The 19,164-nt window shown below is 61.6% G+C and carries 17 protein-coding genes; 6 read left to right on the top strand and 11 right to left on the bottom strand.

Annotated features, from left to right (window positions below; genetic code table 11):
• Positions 1-23 precede the first annotated feature (23 nt).
• Both KIH45_RS13840 and KIH45_RS13835 read right to left on the bottom strand, forming a co-directional pair.
• Entirely contained in the window at positions 24-1,676 is a 1,653-nt protein-coding gene (locus KIH45_RS13840) for a lysine--tRNA ligase (protein WP_225899923.1), read from the bottom strand.
• An 81-nt stretch (positions 1,677-1,757) separates the two neighbouring features.
• A complete protein-coding gene (locus KIH45_RS13835) occupies positions 1,758-1,907 on the bottom strand; it encodes a hypothetical protein (RefSeq protein WP_213176627.1) in 150 nt (49 codons plus the stop codon).
• A 51-nt stretch (positions 1,908-1,958) separates the two neighbouring features.
• On the opposite strand from KIH45_RS13835, the gene KIH45_RS13830 reads away from it, so the two are divergent.
• Positions 1,959-2,363, top strand: coding sequence for a hypothetical protein (locus tag KIH45_RS13830; protein ID WP_213176626.1), 405 nt, complete (start codon positions 1,959-1,961; stop codon positions 2,361-2,363).
• A 13-nt stretch (positions 2,364-2,376) separates the two neighbouring features.
• Positions 2,377-3,150: a polyphosphate kinase 2 gene (ppk2, locus tag KIH45_RS13825; protein WP_213176625.1), complete on the top strand. Its 774-nt coding sequence runs from the start codon at positions 2,377-2,379 to the stop codon at positions 3,148-3,150.
• A 268-nt stretch (positions 3,151-3,418) separates the two neighbouring features.
• Here ppk2 and KIH45_RS13820 read toward each other — a convergent pair whose 3' ends face one another.
• The 3 genes from KIH45_RS13820 to KIH45_RS13810 all read right to left on the bottom strand — a co-directional run bounded on the left by KIH45_RS13820 (position 3,419) and on the right by KIH45_RS13810 (position 5,725).
• Positions 3,419-3,712 (bottom strand): hypothetical protein, encoded by a 294-nt coding sequence (locus KIH45_RS13820; protein WP_213176624.1) that lies wholly within the window; start codon positions 3,710-3,712, stop codon positions 3,419-3,421.
• A gap of 112 nt (positions 3,713-3,824) precedes the next feature.
• Positions 3,825-4,667 (bottom strand): DUF4393 domain-containing protein, encoded by an 843-nt coding sequence (locus tag KIH45_RS13815; RefSeq protein ID WP_213176623.1) that lies wholly within the window; start codon positions 4,665-4,667, stop codon positions 3,825-3,827.
• A 5-nt stretch (positions 4,668-4,672) separates the two neighbouring features.
• On the bottom strand, positions 4,673-5,725 hold the full coding sequence (locus KIH45_RS13810; protein ID WP_213176622.1) for a ribonucleotide-diphosphate reductase subunit beta: 1,053 nt from the start codon (positions 5,723-5,725) through the stop codon (positions 4,673-4,675).
• 389 nt (positions 5,726-6,114) lie between these two features.
• Here KIH45_RS13810 and KIH45_RS13805 point away from each other — a divergent pair, with 389 nt between their 5' ends.
• Positions 6,115-6,372 carry a DUF2171 domain-containing protein gene (locus KIH45_RS13805; RefSeq protein WP_213176621.1) on the top strand — a complete coding sequence of 86 codons (258 nt, stop codon included), beginning with the start codon at positions 6,115-6,117 and terminating at the stop codon, positions 6,370-6,372.
• A gap of 118 nt (positions 6,373-6,490) precedes the next feature.
• On the opposite strand, the gene KIH45_RS13800 is transcribed toward KIH45_RS13805, so the two are convergent.
• On the bottom strand, positions 6,491-6,886 hold the full coding sequence (locus KIH45_RS13800; RefSeq protein ID WP_213176620.1) for a PepSY domain-containing protein: 396 nt from the start codon (positions 6,884-6,886) through the stop codon (positions 6,491-6,493).
• 234 nt (positions 6,887-7,120) lie between these two features.
• Between KIH45_RS13800 and KIH45_RS13795 the strand changes: the two genes are divergently transcribed.
• Together KIH45_RS13795 and KIH45_RS13790 are read left to right on the top strand one after the other, a co-directional pair.
• A complete protein-coding gene (locus tag KIH45_RS13795; RefSeq protein WP_213176619.1) occupies positions 7,121-7,294 on the top strand; it encodes a hypothetical protein in 174 nt (57 codons plus the stop codon).
• Between the two features lie 151 nt (positions 7,295-7,445).
• Entirely contained in the window at positions 7,446-7,667 is a 222-nt protein-coding gene (locus KIH45_RS13790; protein WP_213176618.1) for a DUF2171 domain-containing protein, read from the top strand.
• 66 nt (positions 7,668-7,733) lie between these two features.
• Here KIH45_RS13790 and KIH45_RS13785 read toward each other — a convergent pair whose 3' ends face one another.
• The 3 genes from KIH45_RS13785 to KIH45_RS13775 all read right to left on the bottom strand — a co-directional run bounded on the left by KIH45_RS13785 (position 7,734) and on the right by KIH45_RS13775 (position 12,560).
• Positions 7,734-11,204 (bottom strand): CheR family methyltransferase, encoded by a 3,471-nt coding sequence (locus KIH45_RS13785; protein WP_213176617.1) that lies wholly within the window; start codon positions 11,202-11,204, stop codon positions 7,734-7,736.
• A gap of 70 nt (positions 11,205-11,274) precedes the next feature.
• A complete protein-coding gene (locus KIH45_RS13780) occupies positions 11,275-12,003 on the bottom strand; it encodes a Crp/Fnr family transcriptional regulator (protein WP_225899922.1) in 729 nt (242 codons plus the stop codon).
• Between the two features lie 38 nt (positions 12,004-12,041).
• Positions 12,042-12,560, bottom strand: coding sequence for a PAS domain-containing protein (locus KIH45_RS13775; RefSeq protein WP_213176615.1), 519 nt, complete (start codon positions 12,558-12,560; stop codon positions 12,042-12,044).
• A gap of 341 nt (positions 12,561-12,901) precedes the next feature.
• Here KIH45_RS13775 and KIH45_RS13770 point away from each other — a divergent pair, with 341 nt between their 5' ends.
• Entirely contained in the window at positions 12,902-13,762 is an 861-nt protein-coding gene (locus KIH45_RS13770; protein ID WP_225899946.1) for an SGNH/GDSL hydrolase family protein, read from the top strand.
• A gap of 7 nt (positions 13,763-13,769) precedes the next feature.
• Here the strand turns inward: KIH45_RS13770 and KIH45_RS13765 are convergent, their stop codons facing one another.
• The gene (locus KIH45_RS13765; RefSeq protein ID WP_213176613.1) at positions 13,770-18,227 is read right to left on the bottom strand and encodes a DUF5801 repeats-in-toxin domain-containing protein; all 4,458 of its coding nucleotides are present in this window, start codon (positions 18,225-18,227) and stop codon (positions 13,770-13,772) included.
• 61 nt (positions 18,228-18,288) lie between these two features.
• Positions 18,289-19,046 (bottom strand): IS5 family transposase gene (locus KIH45_RS13760; protein WP_213176612.1). Its coding sequence is split into 2 segments (ribosomal slippage): positions 18,289-18,713 and positions 18,713-19,046, totalling 759 coding nucleotides; the frame shifts between segments, so codons are not numbered across the junction.
• Positions 19,047-19,164: the final 118 nt, after the last annotated feature.

The following is a 19,164-nucleotide window of genomic DNA, read 5'->3' as shown; positions in this document are numbered from 1 at the left end:
ACCTTGCCTGATGGCGGCCAGCGTCACGCCTGCTCCGGCTGCGTACGCATCATGGCCTTGGCGATGAGGCGGCGGGTATTTTCGATGCCGTAAAGCGCGATGAAGCTGCCCATGCGCGGCCCTTGGCTCGACCCCAGCAGCGTTTCATACAGCGCTCGGAACCAGTCGCGCAGGTTCTCGAACTCGAACTCCTCGCGCTTGCCGATTTCGTAAACCGCGGTCTGCAGGTCCTCGGCAGGAGTATCGTCATCGAAGCCGCCAAGCGCGCGATCCAGCGCATTGAGCGCCTTCATCTCGTTCGCCGCAGGAGGGCGCTTCACCAGGTTCGGCGCGACGAAATCGCGGTTGTAGGCCAGCGCCCTGTCGACCAAGACGTCGAGATCAGGATGAGCCGCCGGATCGGCGTCGTGGATGTAGTTGCCGAGGTAATTCCACACCTGCTCACGCGTCGCTTCCGCGCCCAGCACGGAGACGAGGTTCAGCAGAAGGCCGAACGTCACCGGCAGGCTGTCGCCCGCGCCGGGAACCTGAGCGCCGTCATGCCCGCCGTTGGCGCCCAGCAGGTGCCACGCGGCATTGCCCAGCTGCTGCTCGACCGGCTGCGTGGGGATCTTCTCGCGGAACTGCCAGTATTCGTCGACCGCCTTCGGGATGATGCCGACGTGAAGCTGCTTAGCGCTCTTCGGTTCGCGGAAGAGGTAGAAGCCGAGGCTCTCCTCGCTGCCGTAGGTCAGCCATTCCTCGATCGTCAGGCCGTTGCCCTTGGACTTCGAAATCTTCTCTCCGTTCGCGTCGAGGAATAGTTCGTAGATCATGCCCTCGGGCTTACGCCCGCCGAGGATCTTGGCGATCTTGCCGGACTGCGTGACGCTGTCGGTGAGGTCCTTGCCGCACATCTCGTAATCGACGCCCAGCGCGACCCAGCGCATGGCCCAGTCGACCTTCCACTGCAGCTTTGCCTGCCCGCCAAGGATCGAGTGCGTGACGATCGTCCCGTCGCTGTCCTTGAAGCTGACGAGACCCTTGTCGGCATCGACCACGCTGACCGGAACCTGCAAGACAACGCCCGTCGTCGGGCTGATCGGCAGGATCGGCGAGTAGGTCGCGCGGCGTTCTTCGCGCAGGGTCGGCAGCATGACGCCCATGATCGCGTCGTAGTTGCGCAAGACGTTCTTCAGGGCATCATCGAACTCGCCCGAATTGTAACGGTCGCTGGCGGCGATGAATTCGTAGTCGAACCCGAAGCGGTCGAGGAAGTCGCGCAGCATCGCGTTGTTGCGGCCCGCAAAGCTGTCGTTCGAGCCGAAGGGATCGGGAATGCGCGACAGGGGGAAGCCGAGATGTTCAGTCAGCATCTCCTTGTTCGGCACGTTGTCCGGCACCTTGCGAAGGCCATCCATATCGTCCGAAAACGCCACCAATCGCGTCGGGTGCCCGCCGGTCAGCACTTCGTAGGCGCGGCGGACGAGCGTGGTGCGCAGGACTTCCTGGAACGTCCCGATGTGCGGCAGGCCCGAGGGGCCGTAGCCGGTTTCGAACAGCACCGGCACGAGATTGCCATCGGCATCCCGCTTTCCGCCGGGGAAGCGTTTGGCCAGCCGCTGGGCTTCCTGGAAGGGCCAGGCCTTGGAGGTTGCGGCGGCGGTCTGCAGCTGTTCTTGGGTCACGGTTTCCATGCCGCGTGCCTTGGCCGTGAAAGCGGCATTTCGCAAGAGGCGGCGTGGCGCAAACCGCGCTTTCGCCCCATTTGCGGCCCCTTAATTGACGGCCAGAGCCAGAGCCGCGATCCCTGCCGTCAGGGCCGGAGCCGTCAGCGGCAGGAAAGTCCACATCCTCTCCTCTCGCCTCCGCGCCAGCACGCGTTCCAGCGGGAACCTGATGATCGTCGCACTTTTCATGGCTGTCATTTTACCTGCAAGTCCTTACCTTTGCCCTTACCGCAACTTTGGAGGCCGACGATGCGCAAGGGTTTGATCGTTTTGATGGGGGGCATGATGATGACCGGATGCGTCACGGCAGAGGACGGGGAGCCGATGGCCGTTCCCGTCTGCCCGACCGAAACGCGCGGGTGGGAAGCGTGGGTGAACGCCATGCCCGGCCCCGATGCGACACCGACCCTGATCGTGGTGGGAGAGGCGCTTCTGCCCGAAAAGGCCACCGCGACGCTGGCCGCAGGGCCGACCGACCGCATGATGCCGCCGGGACAGCGCGTTTCGCTTTCCGTCGAACCGTCGGACCAGGCCGCCGGGTGGCAACCGCTGCGGCTTGAGATCAAGCCTGCCCTGCCGGAATATTCCAGCGTCGTCGTGGGCTGCGGCGGGAATGCGATTGCGACCATTTCGCCTGTCGTAACGGCGCAATAGGGCGAACCGTTCCGTGAAGAAGAAGGACTACGAGGACGCGCTGGATGATCTGGCGCTCGAACTCGTCGGCATGGCGCGTTGGGCGAAGGCGAAGGGCGAGAGGATCGTCGTCGTCTTCGAAGGGCGCGACACCGCCGGCAAGGGCGGCGCAATCAAGGCGATCCACGGGGTCCTTAACCCGCGCCAGTGCCGCATCGCCGCCCTGCCCAAACCCAGCGAGGACGAAAAGACGCAGTGGTATTTCCAGCGCTATGTCGCCCACCTGCCGTCTGCGGGCGAGATCGTGCTGTTCGACCGCAGCTGGTACAACCGCGCCGGTGTCGAAAAGGTCATGGGCTGGGCGAGCGAGGAGGAGGCACAACACTTCCTGCGCGCCGCGCCGATCTTCGAAAAGATGCTGGTCGATGACGGCATCCGCCTCTTCAAGTACTGGCTCACCGCCAGCCAGGAGGCGCAGGAGGAACGCTTCAAGGAACGGCTGGACGATCCGCTGAAGCGCTGGAAACTGTCGCCCACCGACATTGCGGCCCGCGATCTCTATGCCGACTATACCGCCGCGCGAGAGACGATCTTTGCCGAGACGCACACGGCGTGGGCACCGTGGACGGTGGTGGACTTCAACGACCAGAAGCGCGGGCGGCTGACGCTGGTGCGCCACTTGCTGGACCGCCTGCCCGACACCCATGTCGAGCCGGAAGCGATCGAGTGGACCCCGCTGGACCACGATCCCCTGACCGAGGATTTCAAGGTCCTGCGCCCGATCGAGAATTTTCCCGTCAGGGACTAGTCCTGCCAGATTGCCGCGGGTGACAAAGGTTACACCCTGTCACCTACTGCATTCACGCCGAACACCGCGCAAATGCGCGGGTTATGGCTTTGCGCGACAGGGTTACACCCTGCGCGCAAATGACAACCATGATGAACACGATAAAAGAGCCGATCGCCACGCGTGACAGATCGGGCCCGAGTAGGAAAACGGTTTTCAGGTCAAGCAAAACGGCGCGCGCTTCCCCACTAGCGCGCGCCGCATCCGGCCCATCGGGGCCGAGCGTGGTTCACCGGATATTGGTGAAGATCGTGTTGGTCAGATAGCTGGCCTGCTGCACATCGTCCGCCTTGGGCTGGGTCAGCGGACGGACGAGCTGGACCTTCTTTTCCGCCAGCACCGGAAGCGTCATCGCCTCCTGCCGGTTATAGGGCCGGCGGCGCGTCTCGCCCTCGGCAAAGACGGAAACCGGCCGCATCGATGCGGCAATATCGGCCTTGATGCGCGACGGCGTATCGGAATCGGCAGAGATCTGCGGCCCGGGCGCGATCAGAAGCAGGGCGGCGGCAGTGATGGTAAGCATGGCAATCCCCCGTGTTGCTGACGGAGGTATATCACGGGGTGCCGAGTCGGGCCGCGTGATTTGGGTCACGGTAGGGGTAGCACATTACGAACGGGAGGCGCGTTACGCGTCCTTAAACGATACAGGCCTTCTGAAAACCACGACCGAGAGCGGTCAGCTCGATCATTCCCTTTTGATAAAACATGTCGCCATCAGCGATGCCGGCGTTCTCTCTCGGAGTCTTATTACCTATTTTGAGACCTGCCCAAGGCAATTGCGCCGCCATCGAACCATCTTTCAAGTCCGGATAGGTGGCACGTAGATCAGCCAATAACTGATCATATTGGCCGTCTTCAGGAATGTATCGCTCCGTTCCGTATTTGATCAAACCTTGAGACTGTAAATTTGCCAGATATAACGGAGCGTTATCTGGAAAAATCACAGAATCCGGCAGGTGAATTACGCCGCTGGAAAGCTCTTTTTGCCCCTTACCCTTACTCTGTGAAAGAGTGAGGAGTGGGAAGTAAGCCCGCCCCTTCCATGAGTTCAACATTACCGCTTCGTCTGGAGATAGCTGCCCTATGATACGAGAGAAACTAGGATGCGCTAATTGAACATCGTTTCGATTGGCTGCCTTTGCCAAGAGTTCGATAAACATTGAACGGAGATTGGCGTCGTCCGTGGCAGAAAGAGCCTCAATGATTGGCACGCCAATCTCTGGCCTAACGTCAATCACATCTTCAGCAGGTATCTTCGAAAATCGTTCGGCGATCTCATCAAATTTACGCTGCTCGTACACCCGAGCCGTTTCATTCATCAAACGAAGCGGTATCAAGGGCAGATTGACGAGACTAAGCACGGTCTCGAGCGCTTTTCCAACCTGCAGCACTCCCGGCTTAGCCAGATCGGTATAGATTTCTTTCAGCAGCTCGTTAGCCCCTACAAAGACGCCACCAGCTGCTGAAACTAAATCCACTGACCTCACTCCGCCGCTTCGGTATCCCCGAACAGGCCCGGACCGTCTTCCTCGGCGTCGTTGGCTTCTTCGCCCTTGGCGGCCTTGCGGCGGCTGTCGAAGTTCGACCACACGTCCTGCCAATTGCCCTTGGTCGCGCCCTTCGAATACTCGGTCGCGCGGGTTTCGAAGAAGTTCGCGTGCTCCACCCCGTTCAACAGCGGCGTCAGCCACGGCAGCGGGTGTTCCTCGATCATGTAGATTTCGGGCAGGCCAAGCTGCGACAGGCGCCAGTCGGCGATGTAGCGGATGTAGCGCTTGATTTCCTTCGCGCTCATCCCCGGAACAGGGCCCTGTTCGAAGGCAAGGTCGATGAAGGCGTCTTCGAGGCGCACCGTTTTCTGGCACGTGTCGATGATGTCTTCCTTCACCGCCTTGGTCAGGCAGCCGCGTTCGGCGCAGAAGGCGTGGAACAAGCGGGTGATGCCTTCGCAGTGCAGCGATTCGTCGCGCACCGACCACGACACGATCTGGCCCATGCCCTTCATCTTGTTGAAGCGCGGGAAGTTCATCAGCATCGCGAAGCTGGCGAAAAGCTGAAGCCCTTCGGTAAAGCCGCCGAACATGGCGAGCGTGCGTGCGATATCCTCGTCGTTGTCGACGCCGAACTGCTGAAGGTAGTCGTGCTTGTCCTTCATCTCCGAATATTCGAGGAACATGCCGTACTCGCTCTCCGGCATGCCGATCGTATCGAGGAGATGCGAATAGGCGGCGATGTGGATCGTCTCCATGTTGGAGAACGAGGCCAGCATCATCTTCACTTCGGTCGGCTTGAACACGCGGCCGTACTTTTCGTGGTAGCAGTCCTGCACCTCGACGTCGGCCTGCGTGAAGAAGCGGAAGATCTGCGTCAGCAGGTTGCGTTCATGGTCCGACAGCTTCTGCGCCCAGTCGCGACAATCCTCGCCCAAAGGAACTTCCTCGGGCATCCAGTGGACCTGCTGCTGGCGCTTCCAGAACTCGTACGCCCAGGGGTACTCGAACGGCTTGTAGGTCTTGCGGGCTTCGAGCAGCGACATGGGCGGTTTTCTCCGTAAGGGTGCGAGTCATTTCTGACGGTGAGCCACAAGATATAGCATGGCATCGCCGGTCCGTTACGTACCGGTAGCGTCTTTTCCCCAGCGGGGTGGCGGTTATCCACGACGCGTTTTCACCCGCATTCTGGATATGGGGACTTGCGCCTACGCCTTCCAGATGGCGCCCGAGTCGCGCATGGTTAACGGCCTGCCGCAGTGATTGCGCCGCTCGTCGTGAAAGGTCGCTGAAAAGGCGGAATGCGGCGGAAATCAGGCATTTCCGGCGGAACGGGGCGCACAGACCGTGCGTTTATGTTGCAAGCCGGCCGGGGGTATGTTCCCCTTTGCCCTCGGCCGGTCACCCATCCACTTATTAGGAAGGAGTGCATGACATGAGCATTGCCAGCCAGATCAAGGAACACATGACAGTCATCGGCGCCGACGGCGCGCCCGTCGGCAAGGTCGACGGTATCGAGGGCGAGCGTATCAAGCTGACCAAGGACAGCACCAGCGCGGGCTTCGAACAGGAAACCCACCACGGCCATCACCACTACCTGCCGATCGGCCTCGTCGCCGAGGTGGAAGGCGACACGGTGCGACTCTCGGCAACCGGCGCGAATGCCGCCGAACTGTTCGAGGAAGAGGCCTGAGGGCCTGACCTCATATTGGGCCCCCACCCAACGGAAGGCTGACCGGCCTTCGCGAAACACCCCCTCCCCGCACCCGCGGCGAGGGGGTTTTCATTTGGGGCTACTTCCAGAACCCCGATTACTTCCAGAACCAGCGCGGGTTGAGGCGGCGGCTCTTACGGTTGCGCCACATCTGGACGTAGAGCCAGATCCCCGAGAAGCTGAAGAAGATCATCGCAAGGCCAGACAGGACCGAGATGGCCGTGCCGATGGGGCCGAACGTTTCGCCAGAATGCAGGTGGTGGAACAGGCCGACCATGCCGCGAATGCCGGTCGCATCTACGCGCGGGGGCATGCAGCGCCAACCTTCGGGGCACTCGAAGCCCGCCGGCGGCGTCTGTGCAGCGGCGGCCGCGGCGGGGTCGACATTGCTGGCCGGCCACAGCACCGCGACCTGGCTCAACACGCCGGTGACCGCGATCCAGAGCAGGAATACGCCGAAAAAGACCGATAACCAGCGGTGCCACTTACGCATTTTGAGTCCCTTTGATGAAAATTCTCGAATCGGGACAGGCACCTATTTCATGGTGAATTCGCAATAAACCATCGCACTGTCGCAGATTGTATCGGTTTGCGTGGTTACCGTCGCCGCAACCATGATTTTCGGAATCGGAATAACCACCCTTTTTTGCGCATCGTTCAATCCCGGCTGTCATCTTCAACCGTGCGTAATCGCAAACGCACGAGACCAGGAAGAAGGATGAATGACATGCTTGAGAAACTCGGAGTGAAAAGCGGAATGGCCGTGTTCGACGCGGCCGGTCAGTCGCTGGGCGCCATCGAGACCGTGAACGACAACGACTTCACTGTCGGCTCGAAGGGCTACACCGTGAACGATGTCTCGATGGTTGAACCGAGCGGCGTCTACCTCTCGGTCAAGTAAGCGGTTCGCCCCTTAGCGTAGCCGATCGAACATCCAGTCAGGCACCCCCCACGACCACCCCGCCACAAGCCGTTGCACATGCGCGCCGAGGCGTGGACCCGATCGACGATCTGTCCGTTAATATAACAAATACAAACAGATAGGAGATCTTATGTTCGAGAATCTGCGCATCAAGGAGCACATGGAAGTCACCGACATCAACGGCCAGCACATCGGTACGGTCGACGAAGTCGAGGACGAACGCATCAAGCTGACGAAGTCCGATTCAAGCGACAACATGCACCACTTCCTGTCGCTCGACGACATCGACCGCATCGATGACAACCGCATCTACCTGAAGGCGGCGGCGACCATCCCCGAAGGCGTCGCATGACAGGAAACCAGTAAAAAGCCCGCACCATCCTGACGGTGCGGCGCGAAGGCCCGGCGGAGACCCCCTCTACGCCGGGTTTTCTGCGTGTGCGCCTTGCGCGAGGCCATTGAGCTTGAGCCGGCGATGAAATTCTCCATCGCCCTGCCCGCCATCCAGCTTCGCGTCGAGCTGGCGCACCGAGGCTTCGACCAGACGCGTACCGAAACCGGCGCTTGGCCCCTTGTCCGTGATCCCGTCCATCTTCTCGGTCCACGAGACGACAACCTTGTCATCTTCCCGCCCGATATCGATCAACAGGGCCCCGCCTTCATCCGACAACGCGCCATATTTCGTCGCGTTTGTCGCCCATTCATGGAAGATCAGAGCCAGCGACGTGATCTTGCCCGTCGGGATTTCGGCGTCTTCGCCAAGGATGCGAATGTCCTGGCCGGAGCGCGCAGGCGTCAGCACGACATCGATCAGTTCGCGCAAGCCAACCGGCTCGTCCACGCGGCGCTGCTGCGTCAGCGCGTGGGCGCGGCCCATGGCGTCGATGCGGCGTTTGAGATCGGTCGCGAACTCTTCCACTGTCTCGCTCTCGCGGTGCGAGATGCCGATCATCGCGCCGACAACCGCGAACAGGTTCTTGATGCGGTGGTTCATTTCCCGCAGCAGCAGGTCGCGTTCGGCCAGCGCCTGGCGTTCCGACGAAATGTCGTAAGTCACGCCGACGAAACGATATTCCCCGTTCAGCTCGATCCGGCGCGCAAGTCCGTGCAGCCAGCGGTCCTCGCCCTTGCGGGTGACGACCCGGAAAGTCTGGTCGAAGTCGCGCTTGCCGTCCATCGCGTTGCGCAGGGCCGAGTTTACCTCGTCGCGGTCGTTCGGATGGACGCGCTTGAGGATGAGATCCATCGTCTGCGCTTCTTCGTCGTCGACGTCGAGCAGGTCGCGCTCCACCTCGTCCAGTTCGGTCTGGCCGGTGGTGGGATCGTATTCCCAGATACCGATACGTGCGACGCGCAGGGCCAGTTCAAGCCGCTCGCGCTGCTCGGCCAGTTCGCGTTCCATCGCAAGCGCAGCAGTGATGTCATTGAACACCAGCGTGGCACCGTCGGTGGTTCCGTCCTGCTTTACGTAAGGCAAGACGCGCAGGGCGTAATCGCGACCGTTTTCCGGATTGTGCGCACGCGCGTCGGCTTTTTCACCCGTGCCGGCAACGCGGCGGGCAAGGTCCATGTAATTGCTGTCTGCAAGGAACGTCGTCACTTCCGACAGCTTGCGACCGCGATCGCCATGCTGGAACGGGAAGAGCGAGCAGGCCTCGTCAGTATAGCTGCGGATGCGCAGTTCGTCGTCGAGCACGATCACGGCAAGTTGCGTGGAATCGAAGAAATTCTCGAGATCCGAATTGGCGACGATCAGTTGGTCGACCTTGTTGCGAAGCTCGTCGTTGACCGTGGTCAGCTCCTCGTTCGTGGACTGGAGCTCCTCGTTCATCGACATCATTTCTTCGTTGGAGCTCTTCAGCTCCTCATTCGCGGTCTCCAGCTCTTCCACTGTTGAGCGGAGGCGATGGCGCGTGATGCGAAGTTCGTCTTCGAGGAATTCGATCTGATCGTCGGTTTCGCCCAGTTCGACCAGATCGCCCTCGCCCAGCGGCACGAAGGGGCCGGTTTCACGGATGACGACAAGGAACGTGCCGTCGCGCACCGGATCGCAGATAACCTGTACCGGCTGATCGCCGAAATCGGTTTTGACCTGCACATCGCGCGCGACGTGGCGCTGCTTGCTTTCCTTCGACTGACGGACGAGCGCGCCGATAATCTCGCGCAGACCCGGCTTCGCCAAGGAAGTTGCGTGAAGACGGCGGTCACGGTCGACGGGGAAATCGAGATAGCGCCCGACCTGACCCCATGTGTTGAGGATGGTCGATTCCCCATCCACCAGCAGGGAGGGCGAGGTATAGGTCTCGGTCAGCTTGCGCAGCGCCTCTCCCTCAAGCCAGCTGCGTTCGTACTGGTACGACTGCCGCTCCATCGACGTGCGTGACGGGCGGCGCGTGGTGCCGGGAAGCTCCAGCGGATAGCTGGGATGCATTCCCGTGCGCGAGAACAGCCGGTGCTTGGCATCGACGGGAGAGAACAGGTCGTCATAGCGCCCGATCGTTTCCGACGGGCCAAGCAGCAGCCAGCCATCCGGACGCAACGAATAGTGGAACAGCGGCAGGACCGCCTGCTGCAGCCTATCGTCGAAATAGATCAGCAGGTTACGGCAAGAAATCAGGTCGATCCGCGAAAACGGCGGGTCCTTGATCACCGAATGCAGGCTGAACCGCACCATGTCACGGATCGAGGAATTGATCCCGAAAGTATCGCCGTGCCCGACGGTGTAGAGACTGCGCATCGGTTCGGGAATGTCGGCCAGCGCGGCGATCGGATAGATGCCTTCGCGCGCGATGCGCAGCATCTGGTCGTCGATGTCGCTGGCGATGACCTGTACCGTCACATTACGATCCTGTTCGCGCAGTTCCTCTGCGAACAGCATGGCGAGCGAATAGGCTTCCTCACCGCTGGAACAGCCCGGCACCCAAATGCGGATGCCATGGCGCTGATCGGCCATGCGGACGAGCGGTTTGACCACCGTCTGGTGCAAGACCTCGAACGCCTCGGGATCGCGGAAAAAGCGGGTGACGTTGATCAGCAGGTCGCGGAACAGCGCCTGGCATTCATCCACATCGCTGTGCAGGCGTTCGATATAGGCCGAAAGATCCTCGATGCCCAAAACCTGCATGCGCCGTTCGATGCGGCGGCCCATGGTGGAGCGTTTATAGCCCGAAAAATCGTGCCCGATCTGGTCGCGCAGCGCGCCGCACAGATCGTCGATGTTGTAGGCGACGGCCTCTGCCGCCTCTTTCGGGTCGATGTTGTCGAGGCTGCGGTCGAAGAATTCGCGCAGGCAGGTGATGATCTGGTTCGATTCCCGCACGAAATCGACAAGGCCGGTACCCACCGCCGACAGCGGCATTCCGTCATAGCGCGCCCCCTCGGGCTCCTGCGCGACGGCGACGCCGTGGTGTTCCTTGATCGCGCGCAGGCCGCGGCTGCCGTCGGCGCCCGTGCCCGACAGGATGACGCAGGCCGCGCGGTCGCCCATGTCCTCGGCCAGCGCTTCGAAGAAATCGTCGATGGGCCGGCGCATCCCGCGCGGGTCCTTGAACTCGGTCAGCCGCAGGACCCCGTCCTCTACCGACAGGCCGGAGCCGGGCGGGATGACGTAGATGTTGTCGGGTTCGAGCGTTTCCCCGCCGACGATCTGGCGCACCGGCATGTCGGTGTACCGCTCGATCAACTGGGCCATCAGCGATTCGTGATTGGGGTCGAGATGCTGCACGACCACAAAGGCCATGCCCGGCAGCCCTTTCGAGCCACCCAACATTTCCCTTAGCGCCTCCAGACCGCCCGCGGATGCCCCGACACCGATGACGGGGAATTGCGTGTCGGCCTCTGCGTCCCGTGGAGTCCGCGTTGCCATCGGGGCGGGACGATAGTCATTCATTGATAACGTTACAATCGGCTTGTTCGAATGATGGCGAGATTAACGCCAAGGCAAGTCTGCAAGCCGCCGCTCAAGCGATTTCGGCCTCGAACGCATCGGCCAGATAGAGGTCGCCGTTGCCGTAGAGATAGGCGCCATCGAACTGCGCCATCTGCTTCAGACGCTCCATGTCGGAGATCATCACCCGCCCGCGCGAGAAGTCGATCAGCCCCGCCTCGCGCATGGCGCGTACGGTGCGGTTCATGTGGATCGCGGTCGTCCCGCAGGCATCGGCCAGTTCGACCTGCGTCAGCGGCATCGCGCAGCTTGCCGGTTCCGCCAGACCCACGAAATCGAGCCGGTGCCAGAGTTCAACGATCAGGTGCGCCAGCCGCCCGTCGGCGTTCAATTGTTCAAGCTTCAGGATCCATTCGCGGTGCATCGCGGCATCGAGCAGGGTGGCGAACCACAGGAGGCGGGTCAGGTGCGGTTCGGTCCGCATGACCTCGACCAGCTTCTTGTGGGGCGTGTGGCCGACGACCGTATGCCCGACAGTGACGATGTCGTGATCGAGCCGCTTCAGCGCGAAACCGTGCAGGTCGACGAAATCGCCGGGCACGTGAATGCCGATGATGTGCCGTTTGCCGCCCCGCGTGATCGAGCGCGCGATGAAACCGTCGATCAGCATCGTCGATTTCTGCGCGATGTCGCCGCGACTGATCAGCTTGGTCGGCGAAGTGAAGATCTCGGTATCCTCGACCAGGTCCTCGAGCAGCTGCTTCTCCCGGTCACGCATCTCGTGCCGGAGGCGACCCATCATGAAACGACCGGTCTTGGGGTGGCCTGCTGCAACCGCCATCAATCGAGCTTCGCTTCCGCGATCAGCGCGGCGCTGTTGGCAAGCGAGCGGAAGGTGCCCAGCGTCACCATCCCCATCTCGCCCGTCAGCGAGCCGAGTTCGCGGATATCCTTGCGAAGCGTTTCGTCATAGCCGTCGTGCCCGCGCCGGTCGTGCTTCGTGAAATCGAACTGCGATCCGATGATGAAGGTATCGCGGCCGTCGCGGCGGATCTTGGTCATGTAAAGAAGGTTGAGGAACGGCGTACCGTCCTTGCGCACGTTGGGGATCAGGAAACGGTCTTCCTTCACGCTGTCGTCGACAAGGAAAGCGCGCATGCGTTCGCGCACTGGCCCTGCCCCGCCTTCGGGCTGAAGGAAGCGGCAATTGCGCCCGACGATCTCCGCGTTGCTGTAACCCGTCAGGTTTTCGAACGCGGCGTTCACCGCGATCAGGGGCACGTCTTCGGCACGCGCATCGGCAACGCTCAGCGAGATGCCGCTGTTCTGCATGAACTCGATTATCGGATCGGCAAGCATGCCTGATTGTGTCCCCCGACGTTGGAGTTTCAGCCCCTTACCAACCCGCACCCTCATATACACATTTGTTAATCTGGCGAGGGGGTTGGCCAAATAAAGATTCCTGCGCCGCCCCAAACTCTGCCCGCCGGGCGACGGTTTCCTCCCAACTGCCGGACCGGCTTTCCGGTTCCGCCATATGCGACAAACCGTTTCCAGAAGGCGAAACGATGTTGTCCGCAGAGTGCGGAAGGAGGCTTAAGCTTAGGCTTGGCCCCAAGACACCGGATCGCATCGTCGAAGCGCGGCCGCCATACCGATCGGCACATCACGAAGGCGCACAGGAGAGCAGATTGAAGTCGATGAACCGTCCGTCAAAGGTGGCCATGGCCCTTGCCTCTCTGGCTATTCTGGGCGGCTGTGCGACTGCAGGTTCCATGGGCGATGGGGCAGTTCCCGAAGGCGCGAAGTATGTAGCAATGGGATCGTCATTTGCCGCCGGCGCGGGGATCGGGCCGACGAAACCCGGCACGCCCGAACGCTGCGGGCGAACCGTCAACAACTACGCCTCGCTGCTGGCCGAAAAGCTGGATCTCGCGCTGAATGACCAGGGCTGCGGCGGCGCGAAGACCGAACACCTTCTGGCCCCTTGGGACGAGCTTCCCGCTCAGATCGACGCGGTCGACAGCGCGACCCGGCTGGTCACGATCACCGTGGGCGGCAACGATCTCAACTACATCGGCAACCTCTTCATGGCGAGCTGCGAGAACGGCAGGGTCATCAAGGCGGGCGAGCGCGAGATTACCTGCGTGTCGCCGCAGGCCCCTTCCGAAGAGGGCTATGCCGAAGTGCAGGCTGCGCTGGAAAACCTTGCCCGGCGCGTGAAAGAAAAAGCGCCCGAGGCCCGCGTCATCTTCGTCCAGTACGTCGCGCTCGTACCCGACGAGCTTTGCCCGGCAGTCGCGATCTCCGAAGCCGACGCCGATCTCACGCGCGAAATCGGCCTTCGTCTTGCCGAAGTCACGCGGCGTGCAGCGCAGGCCACGGAATCGCTGCTGCTGCCCGCGGACGAGATGTCGGCGGACCACACAGCCTGCGACCCGGCTTCTTGGTCGAACGCGACCACGAAAGACCGGTCGGACGGTGCGCCGTGGCACCCCAATGCACTGGGCCACCGGTCGATCGCGGATGCGCTGGCGGTGATGCTCACCAGCGCGGGCTGATCCGCGTTCAGGCGATGGGGTCGACGTGCATCAGTTCGAAGGCTGTCGTCTCCGGCAAGGGGTCGACCATGATCGGATCGACCAGCGCCCCGCTGTCGTTGCCGTCGATGCCGACCGTGAAGTCGAACCCATAGGCATCGCCATCCGCGTCGTGCAGCACGCCTTCGAAATTCAGCAGGAAATCGGGCGGATCGGTCAGGATTTCGATATCGTCCAACCCGATCTTCACCGCGTCGCCATCAAGGTTGTATAGCTCGATCGTGTGGACGAGCGCGCCAACGTCAATGATGATGGGCTCGTTCTTGCCGACGCTTCCGCTGCCGTCATACGTCACGGGATCGCCCTCTTCGTCGACGCCATAGGCCTTCCACGCATAGTTGAAGCCCTGTGCGGTCTTGGTCCCGATGATGATGCCCGAAATGTCGGTCGGCGGCTCGCTCTCGCCATTCTCGAACAGGGAGAAGCCAAGGATTTCACCGCTGTCGAGATTGCCGTTCTTCACCCCGACGTTGAGATTGCTCTCATTCACGGCGGCCGGAACCGGATCGTCACCAGTGTCGATCCCATCGTCGTCGAAATAGCCCGAGATGCGGACGAAGTCGCTCGCCTCGGCGCCGATGATACCGACATCGATGAAGTTCGTGTCGGGACCGCCGGCCTTGATGTTCGCCGAATCCAGCTCCCGCGAACCGCCATCCAGCGCACCGATCATCTCAAGCTCGTAAGTCGCCGTGCCGCTGCCATCGTCGGTGATGATCAGCGAATAGAGGTCGTCGCCATCGTAAGTGCCGATGATCTCGTGCTGGCCGACCTCGCCGTCTTCGTCGACATCGGCATAGCGCCATGTGAAGACATCAGCGGGATAGGGCGAGGTATCGTCGAAGTCGCCCGGCGCATCGGTGATCACCCAGGCCCACGGCGCATCGGCCACGTTGCTGAAAGTGAAATCGTCGCTGACGCTGTCGCCGATCATGTTGCCGACGAACAGGTTGTCGGCGATCGTGGTCTCATCGATCTGCGGGCCGTCATCTTCAATGAAGAAGATATTGGCCGACAGGTCCATGTCGGACGTGTCGCTGTCGCCATCCGCGTCGGTCACCGTCTGGCGCAGCGAGAAGCTTTCTTCAGCTCCATCGACGTAGAGCGAGACGAGGTCGTCGTCGTCGCCCGTATTGCCGTGCCAGACATCGCTGACTTGCGTAAAAGTGACGTCGCCGAATGCCGTAGTCGCACCGACATCGGCATCATCACTGGCATCAGTGTCGACCGTGATCGTGAAGTAGGTCACGTAGTCGGCAACGTCGTCGTCCCCGACCGGATCGACATAGCCGACGATCGTCGTCGCATCCTGCCGGTAGAGCAGGATTTCATCACCCTTGCCGTCGGTCTCATCCGCGTCGAGCGAGAACAGGCCCGACCCGATGCCGTTCGCACTGATCTCCAGCGAGAGAACCGTGCTTCCCGCACCGTCAGACCCATAGGCGGCGGCAGAGAACAACGTACCGAAGTTGCTCTTGGCCGATGAGATGCCTGCGTCTGCCTGGTTCGTGCCGCCCGGGTCAGTGACGGTGGTCGTCTCGTCGAGATAGATCGGGCTTGGTGCACTCGGCGTGCCGGCCTTGGGCCCGTCATCCTCGATCGAGAAGACGTAATAGCCCTGCCCCGCCTCCTGCCCATCGCCGAGGATTTCATGACCAAGGTCGAAGGACGCACTGTCATTGTCGAGGTCAGCGTCGGTGACGGTCTGGACGAGGTTCAGCTCGTTGCCATCGCCTACATCGATGTGGACCGCGTCATCCGCCTTTCCGTCCGCCGTCAGCGGATGCCAGACGTTGAGGACCTGCGTGAAGGTAACGTCCCCGAACGCGGTCGTCGCGCCGACATCAGCATCGTCGCTGGCATCATTGTCGACCGTGATCGTGAAGTAGGTCACGTAGTCGCCAGCCTCGTCGTTTCCGACCGGATCGAGATAACCGATGATCGTCGTCGCGTCCTGACGGTAGAGCAGGATTTCATCGCCCTTCCCGTCGCTCTGCGTCGCGTCGAGCGCATAGACACCCGATCCGATGCCGTCGGCGCTCAGTTCAAGACCATAGCTGGTCGAACCCGCGCCATCGCTGCCGAAGACCGAGCCGCCAAACAGGCTGGTGAAGCTGGCGCTGTCCGAAGTCGTTCCGGCAGCCGCATCGTTCGGCCCGTCAGGATCGGGAGCCGCATCGGTCTCGTCCACCGTCAGAGCAGGCGGCGCGCCTGCCGCATCGGCCAGCGGACCGTCATCCTCGACGCCGAACACGCCGGTGCCCAGATCGCGGTAGCTGGAATCCTTGTCGCCATCGGCATCGGTTAGTTCCTGCACGACGCGCAGGTATTCGCCCGCGCCGACCGTCAGCGTCTCGGCATCGTCGGCATCGCCATCGGCATAGTCGGGATGCCAGATGTTGGCGTAATCTGTGCCGAACGCGAACGTCACTTCGCCGAAGGTGCCGCTTGCCGAATTGGTGTCGATGGTGATCGTGAAGATCGTCTCGTAATCCGGCGTATCAGCCCCCGGACCATCCGTGCCGACATAGCCGATCACCGTGTCGTCAGCGGTCTGGTAGAGCAGGATTTGCTCGCCCTTCCCGTTTGCAACCGTATCGTCGATCACGAACAGGCCGGAGCCGATGTCCTGATTGGACAGGTCCAGCGAGAACGCAGTCGAGCCTTCACCGTCGCTGCCGAAGTCACCGCCGAACAAGGCCGCAATGCCGGTTGATGTCACGGTGGTCGTGCCTGCCGGCGCATCGTTCGCGCCATCGGGGTCGGGATCGGCAACCGTTTCGTCCAGAACCAGCTCTTCCGGCGTGCCCGATGCAGTCGCGGTCGGGCCGTCGTCATCGACAAGGAAGTCTTGCCCCACCGCCGTCGTCTTGATCACGCCTTCGTCGATCTCGATCCGCCCGATGTCGAACGCGCTCGATCCGGCCTTGGCCTGGATGGTGAAGCGGTTGAACGTCTCACCCTCGGTCGAGAAGAAGCGGATCACGTCGCCCGTCATCACGCCCGAAACGACGAAATCGTTGATGTCGGTGGGATGGTCGGAATCGAGGAAATCGACCGTGATGCCGCCCAGCGTATCACCGCCCTCACCCGTTGAGGCGTCGCTGTCGTCGCCGTCGAACCAGACATAAGTCGTGTCGCCGCGCGTCACCTCGATCCGGACGACGGCGACAGGATCATCATCGGTCGTTTCCTGATCGCTGTCGGTGTCCCCGATATAGCCGAACCCTTCTTCGGGCGCGGGGCCTTCGTCGACCGAGAAGAGCTCAATCCTCAGGCTTGCCTCACCGCCGCCTTCGGTCTGCGAAATAAAGACCGAAGCGCTGGGCGCGTCGACGTAAGGGTCGACGTCGTCATAATCGATGTCGAGGATGTTGATCCCCGTCGCCTGCCCGTCAGTCGCGCCGTCTAGCGGTTCAAACCCCTTTACCAGCGTGAAAACGCCGACCGGGCCATCCTTTTCGACGCCCTTTTCCTTGGCGTCGGTGAAGTGCTGAGACAGGATGCCTATCGTGGCATTGATGCCGCCCTGGCTGGTATTCACCGTATCCGACGGATCGGATCCGCCCTTGATGATGTCGCCGTACTTGGACGATCCCTCGTCCGTGTTGACGTCGAGATCCTGCCCGGTGACGAGCAGGGCCGCATCGGTATCGCCCACCGCGACCCAGAGGAAATTGCCCGATTCCAGCGTGTCGAATTCAAAGCCCAGCGTGCCCGATGCGCTGACGTTCAGGATTTCGGAAAAATCGATCGCATCGTCGGGGTCGGTGCCGTCGGGATGGTCGAAGGGCACGAAGACCACGCTTTCGACTTTCACGTCGAACTGCGTCGCCTCGCTGTCTGAAAGATCGGATTCCAGGTAGAACGCCGCGACGAGCGAACCCGCCGATACGCTGGCACCGCTGGTCGTCGCGAGGACAATCGAACCATCGCCGACCGTCCAGAGGAAGACATCTTGGCCATCGATGGTCTGGAGGGGATCCTCGGGAAACTCGGCGCCATAGTCGTGGAAGACCTGCGCACCGGCGAGCGCTCCGCCATCGGGGGCGGAGAAGAATACGCTGCTGATGTTCTCCCCTGCCGACGTGGTGATGCTGAGATAATCGGCATCGCTGGTCCCGCCGACAGAGGCGGCATAGGCAAGCTGGTCATCGCTCAGGAAAGTCCCGTCGACGAGCGTGTTGAGATAGCCGAGAAAAGTATCGTCGAGCGCGCTTGTCGCGAGATCGAAAGATCCATCGGCGTTATTGGTATCGTCGGGATCGACCCACGCGAGCGCGACATCGTCGTCGTCGTCGTCGTCCGGCGTACCCGCGGCCTGCGGGTCCGGATCATCATCCGCCGGGTTCTGGAACTGGATACCACCGCTTTCGTCGAGCTTCAGCTCGTCGTCGGTGACCTTCTTGGTGATCGTGATCGTCATGACGTTCCCCTCTCGTCAATCGGACACACCTTGTGGGGGCACTAGGCTCAGGACTCACTGATCACAGCCAGAAGAGCACGGTGGCGGCCAGAGCGAGTGCGGAGAAGAAGACGGTGGGGCAGCGATCGTATCGCGTTGCCACGCGGCGCCAATCCTTGAGGCGTCCGAACATGATCTCGATGCGGTTGCGCCGCTTGTATCGGCGCTTGTCATATTTGACGGGCATGGAGCGCGATTTGCGGCCGGGAATGCAGGGCTTGATGCCTTTCTGCTCGAGGGCGTCCCGGAACCAGTCGGCGTCATAGCCCCGATCAGCCAGCATCCACTTGGCCTTGGGCAATTCGTCGAGCAAGGCCGCTGCGCCGGTGTAATCGCTGACCTGGCCGGCCGTGATGAAGAAGCTCAAAGGGCGGCCATTGGCATCAGTGACGGCGTGAAGCTTGGTGTTCATGCCGCCCTTGGTCCGTCCGATCAGGCGCCCGAGATCCCCTTTTTTACCCCAAGGCTGGAAGCCGTGCGGTGGGCCTTGAGGTAGGTTGCGTCGATCATGACAGTCTGCGGCTCGGCCCTCTGGGTGGACAGACCTTCCATCATCCGCCCAAAAACGCCCATCTCCCCCCAGCGCTTCCAACGGTTATACAACGTCTTGTGCGGCCCATATTCTCGCGGCGCATCCCGCCAGCGCAACCCGTTGCGATTGACGAAAATAATCCCGCTCAGCACCCGCCGATCATCCACCCGGGGCTTGCCGTGGCTCTTGGGAAAATACGGCGACAGACGCGCCATCTGCTCGTCCGTCAGCCAATACAGATCGCTCATGCACAGTCTCCTTGCGGAGCCTGAATCATATCGCTGCGCGCCAATCAATGGGTCCTGAGCCTAGGGCCCAGAAGTCAGCAAGCCTTTGAATCTGATATAATTCTGGCGTTTCCTATGT

The organism is Croceicoccus gelatinilyticus (genome assembly GCF_018398395.1).
GTDB classification, from domain to species: domain Bacteria; phylum Pseudomonadota; class Alphaproteobacteria; order Sphingomonadales; family Sphingomonadaceae; genus Croceicoccus; species Croceicoccus gelatinilyticus.
This window is presented reverse-complemented; position numbering and strand designations above follow the sequence as displayed.

Bases quoted from the DNA above. Each gene is read 5' to 3' on its own strand.
- KIH45_RS13840 (WP_225899923.1), bottom strand. From the start codon at position 1,676: ATGGAAACCGTGACCCAAGAACAGCTGCAGACCGCCGCCGCAACCTCC.
- KIH45_RS13835 (WP_213176627.1), bottom strand. From the start codon at position 1,907: ATGACAGCCATGAAAAGTGCGACGATCATCAGGTTCCCGCTGGAACGC.
- KIH45_RS13830 (WP_213176626.1), top strand. From the start codon at position 1,959: ATGCGCAAGGGTTTGATCGTTTTGATGGGGGGCATGATGATGACCGGA.
- KIH45_RS13820 (WP_213176624.1), bottom strand. From the start codon at position 3,712: ATGCTTACCATCACTGCCGCCGCCCTGCTTCTGATCGCGCCCGGGCCG.
- KIH45_RS13810 (WP_213176622.1), bottom strand. From the start codon at position 5,725: ATGTCGCTGCTCGAAGCCCGCAAGACCTACAAGCCGTTCGAGTACCCC.
- KIH45_RS13805 (WP_213176621.1), top strand. From the start codon at position 6,115: ATGAGCATTGCCAGCCAGATCAAGGAACACATGACAGTCATCGGCGCC.
- KIH45_RS13800 (WP_213176620.1), bottom strand. From the start codon at position 6,886: ATGCGTAAGTGGCACCGCTGGTTATCGGTCTTTTTCGGCGTATTCCTG.
- KIH45_RS13795 (WP_213176619.1), top strand. From the start codon at position 7,121: ATGCTTGAGAAACTCGGAGTGAAAAGCGGAATGGCCGTGTTCGACGCG.
- KIH45_RS13790 (WP_213176618.1), top strand. From the start codon at position 7,446: ATGTTCGAGAATCTGCGCATCAAGGAGCACATGGAAGTCACCGACATC.
- KIH45_RS13785 (WP_213176617.1), bottom strand. From the start codon at position 11,204: ATGAATGACTATCGTCCCGCCCCGATGGCAACGCGGACTCCACGGGAC.
- KIH45_RS13780 (WP_225899922.1), bottom strand. From the start codon at position 12,003: ATGATGGGTCGCCTCCGGCACGAGATGCGTGACCGGGAGAAGCAGCTG.
- KIH45_RS13775 (WP_213176615.1), bottom strand. From the start codon at position 12,560: ATGCTTGCCGATCCGATAATCGAGTTCATGCAGAACAGCGGCATCTCG.
- KIH45_RS13770 (WP_225899946.1), top strand. From the start codon at position 12,902: ATGAACCGTCCGTCAAAGGTGGCCATGGCCCTTGCCTCTCTGGCTATT.
- KIH45_RS13765 (WP_213176613.1), bottom strand. From the start codon at position 18,227: ATGACGATCACGATCACCAAGAAGGTCACCGACGACGAGCTGAAGCTC.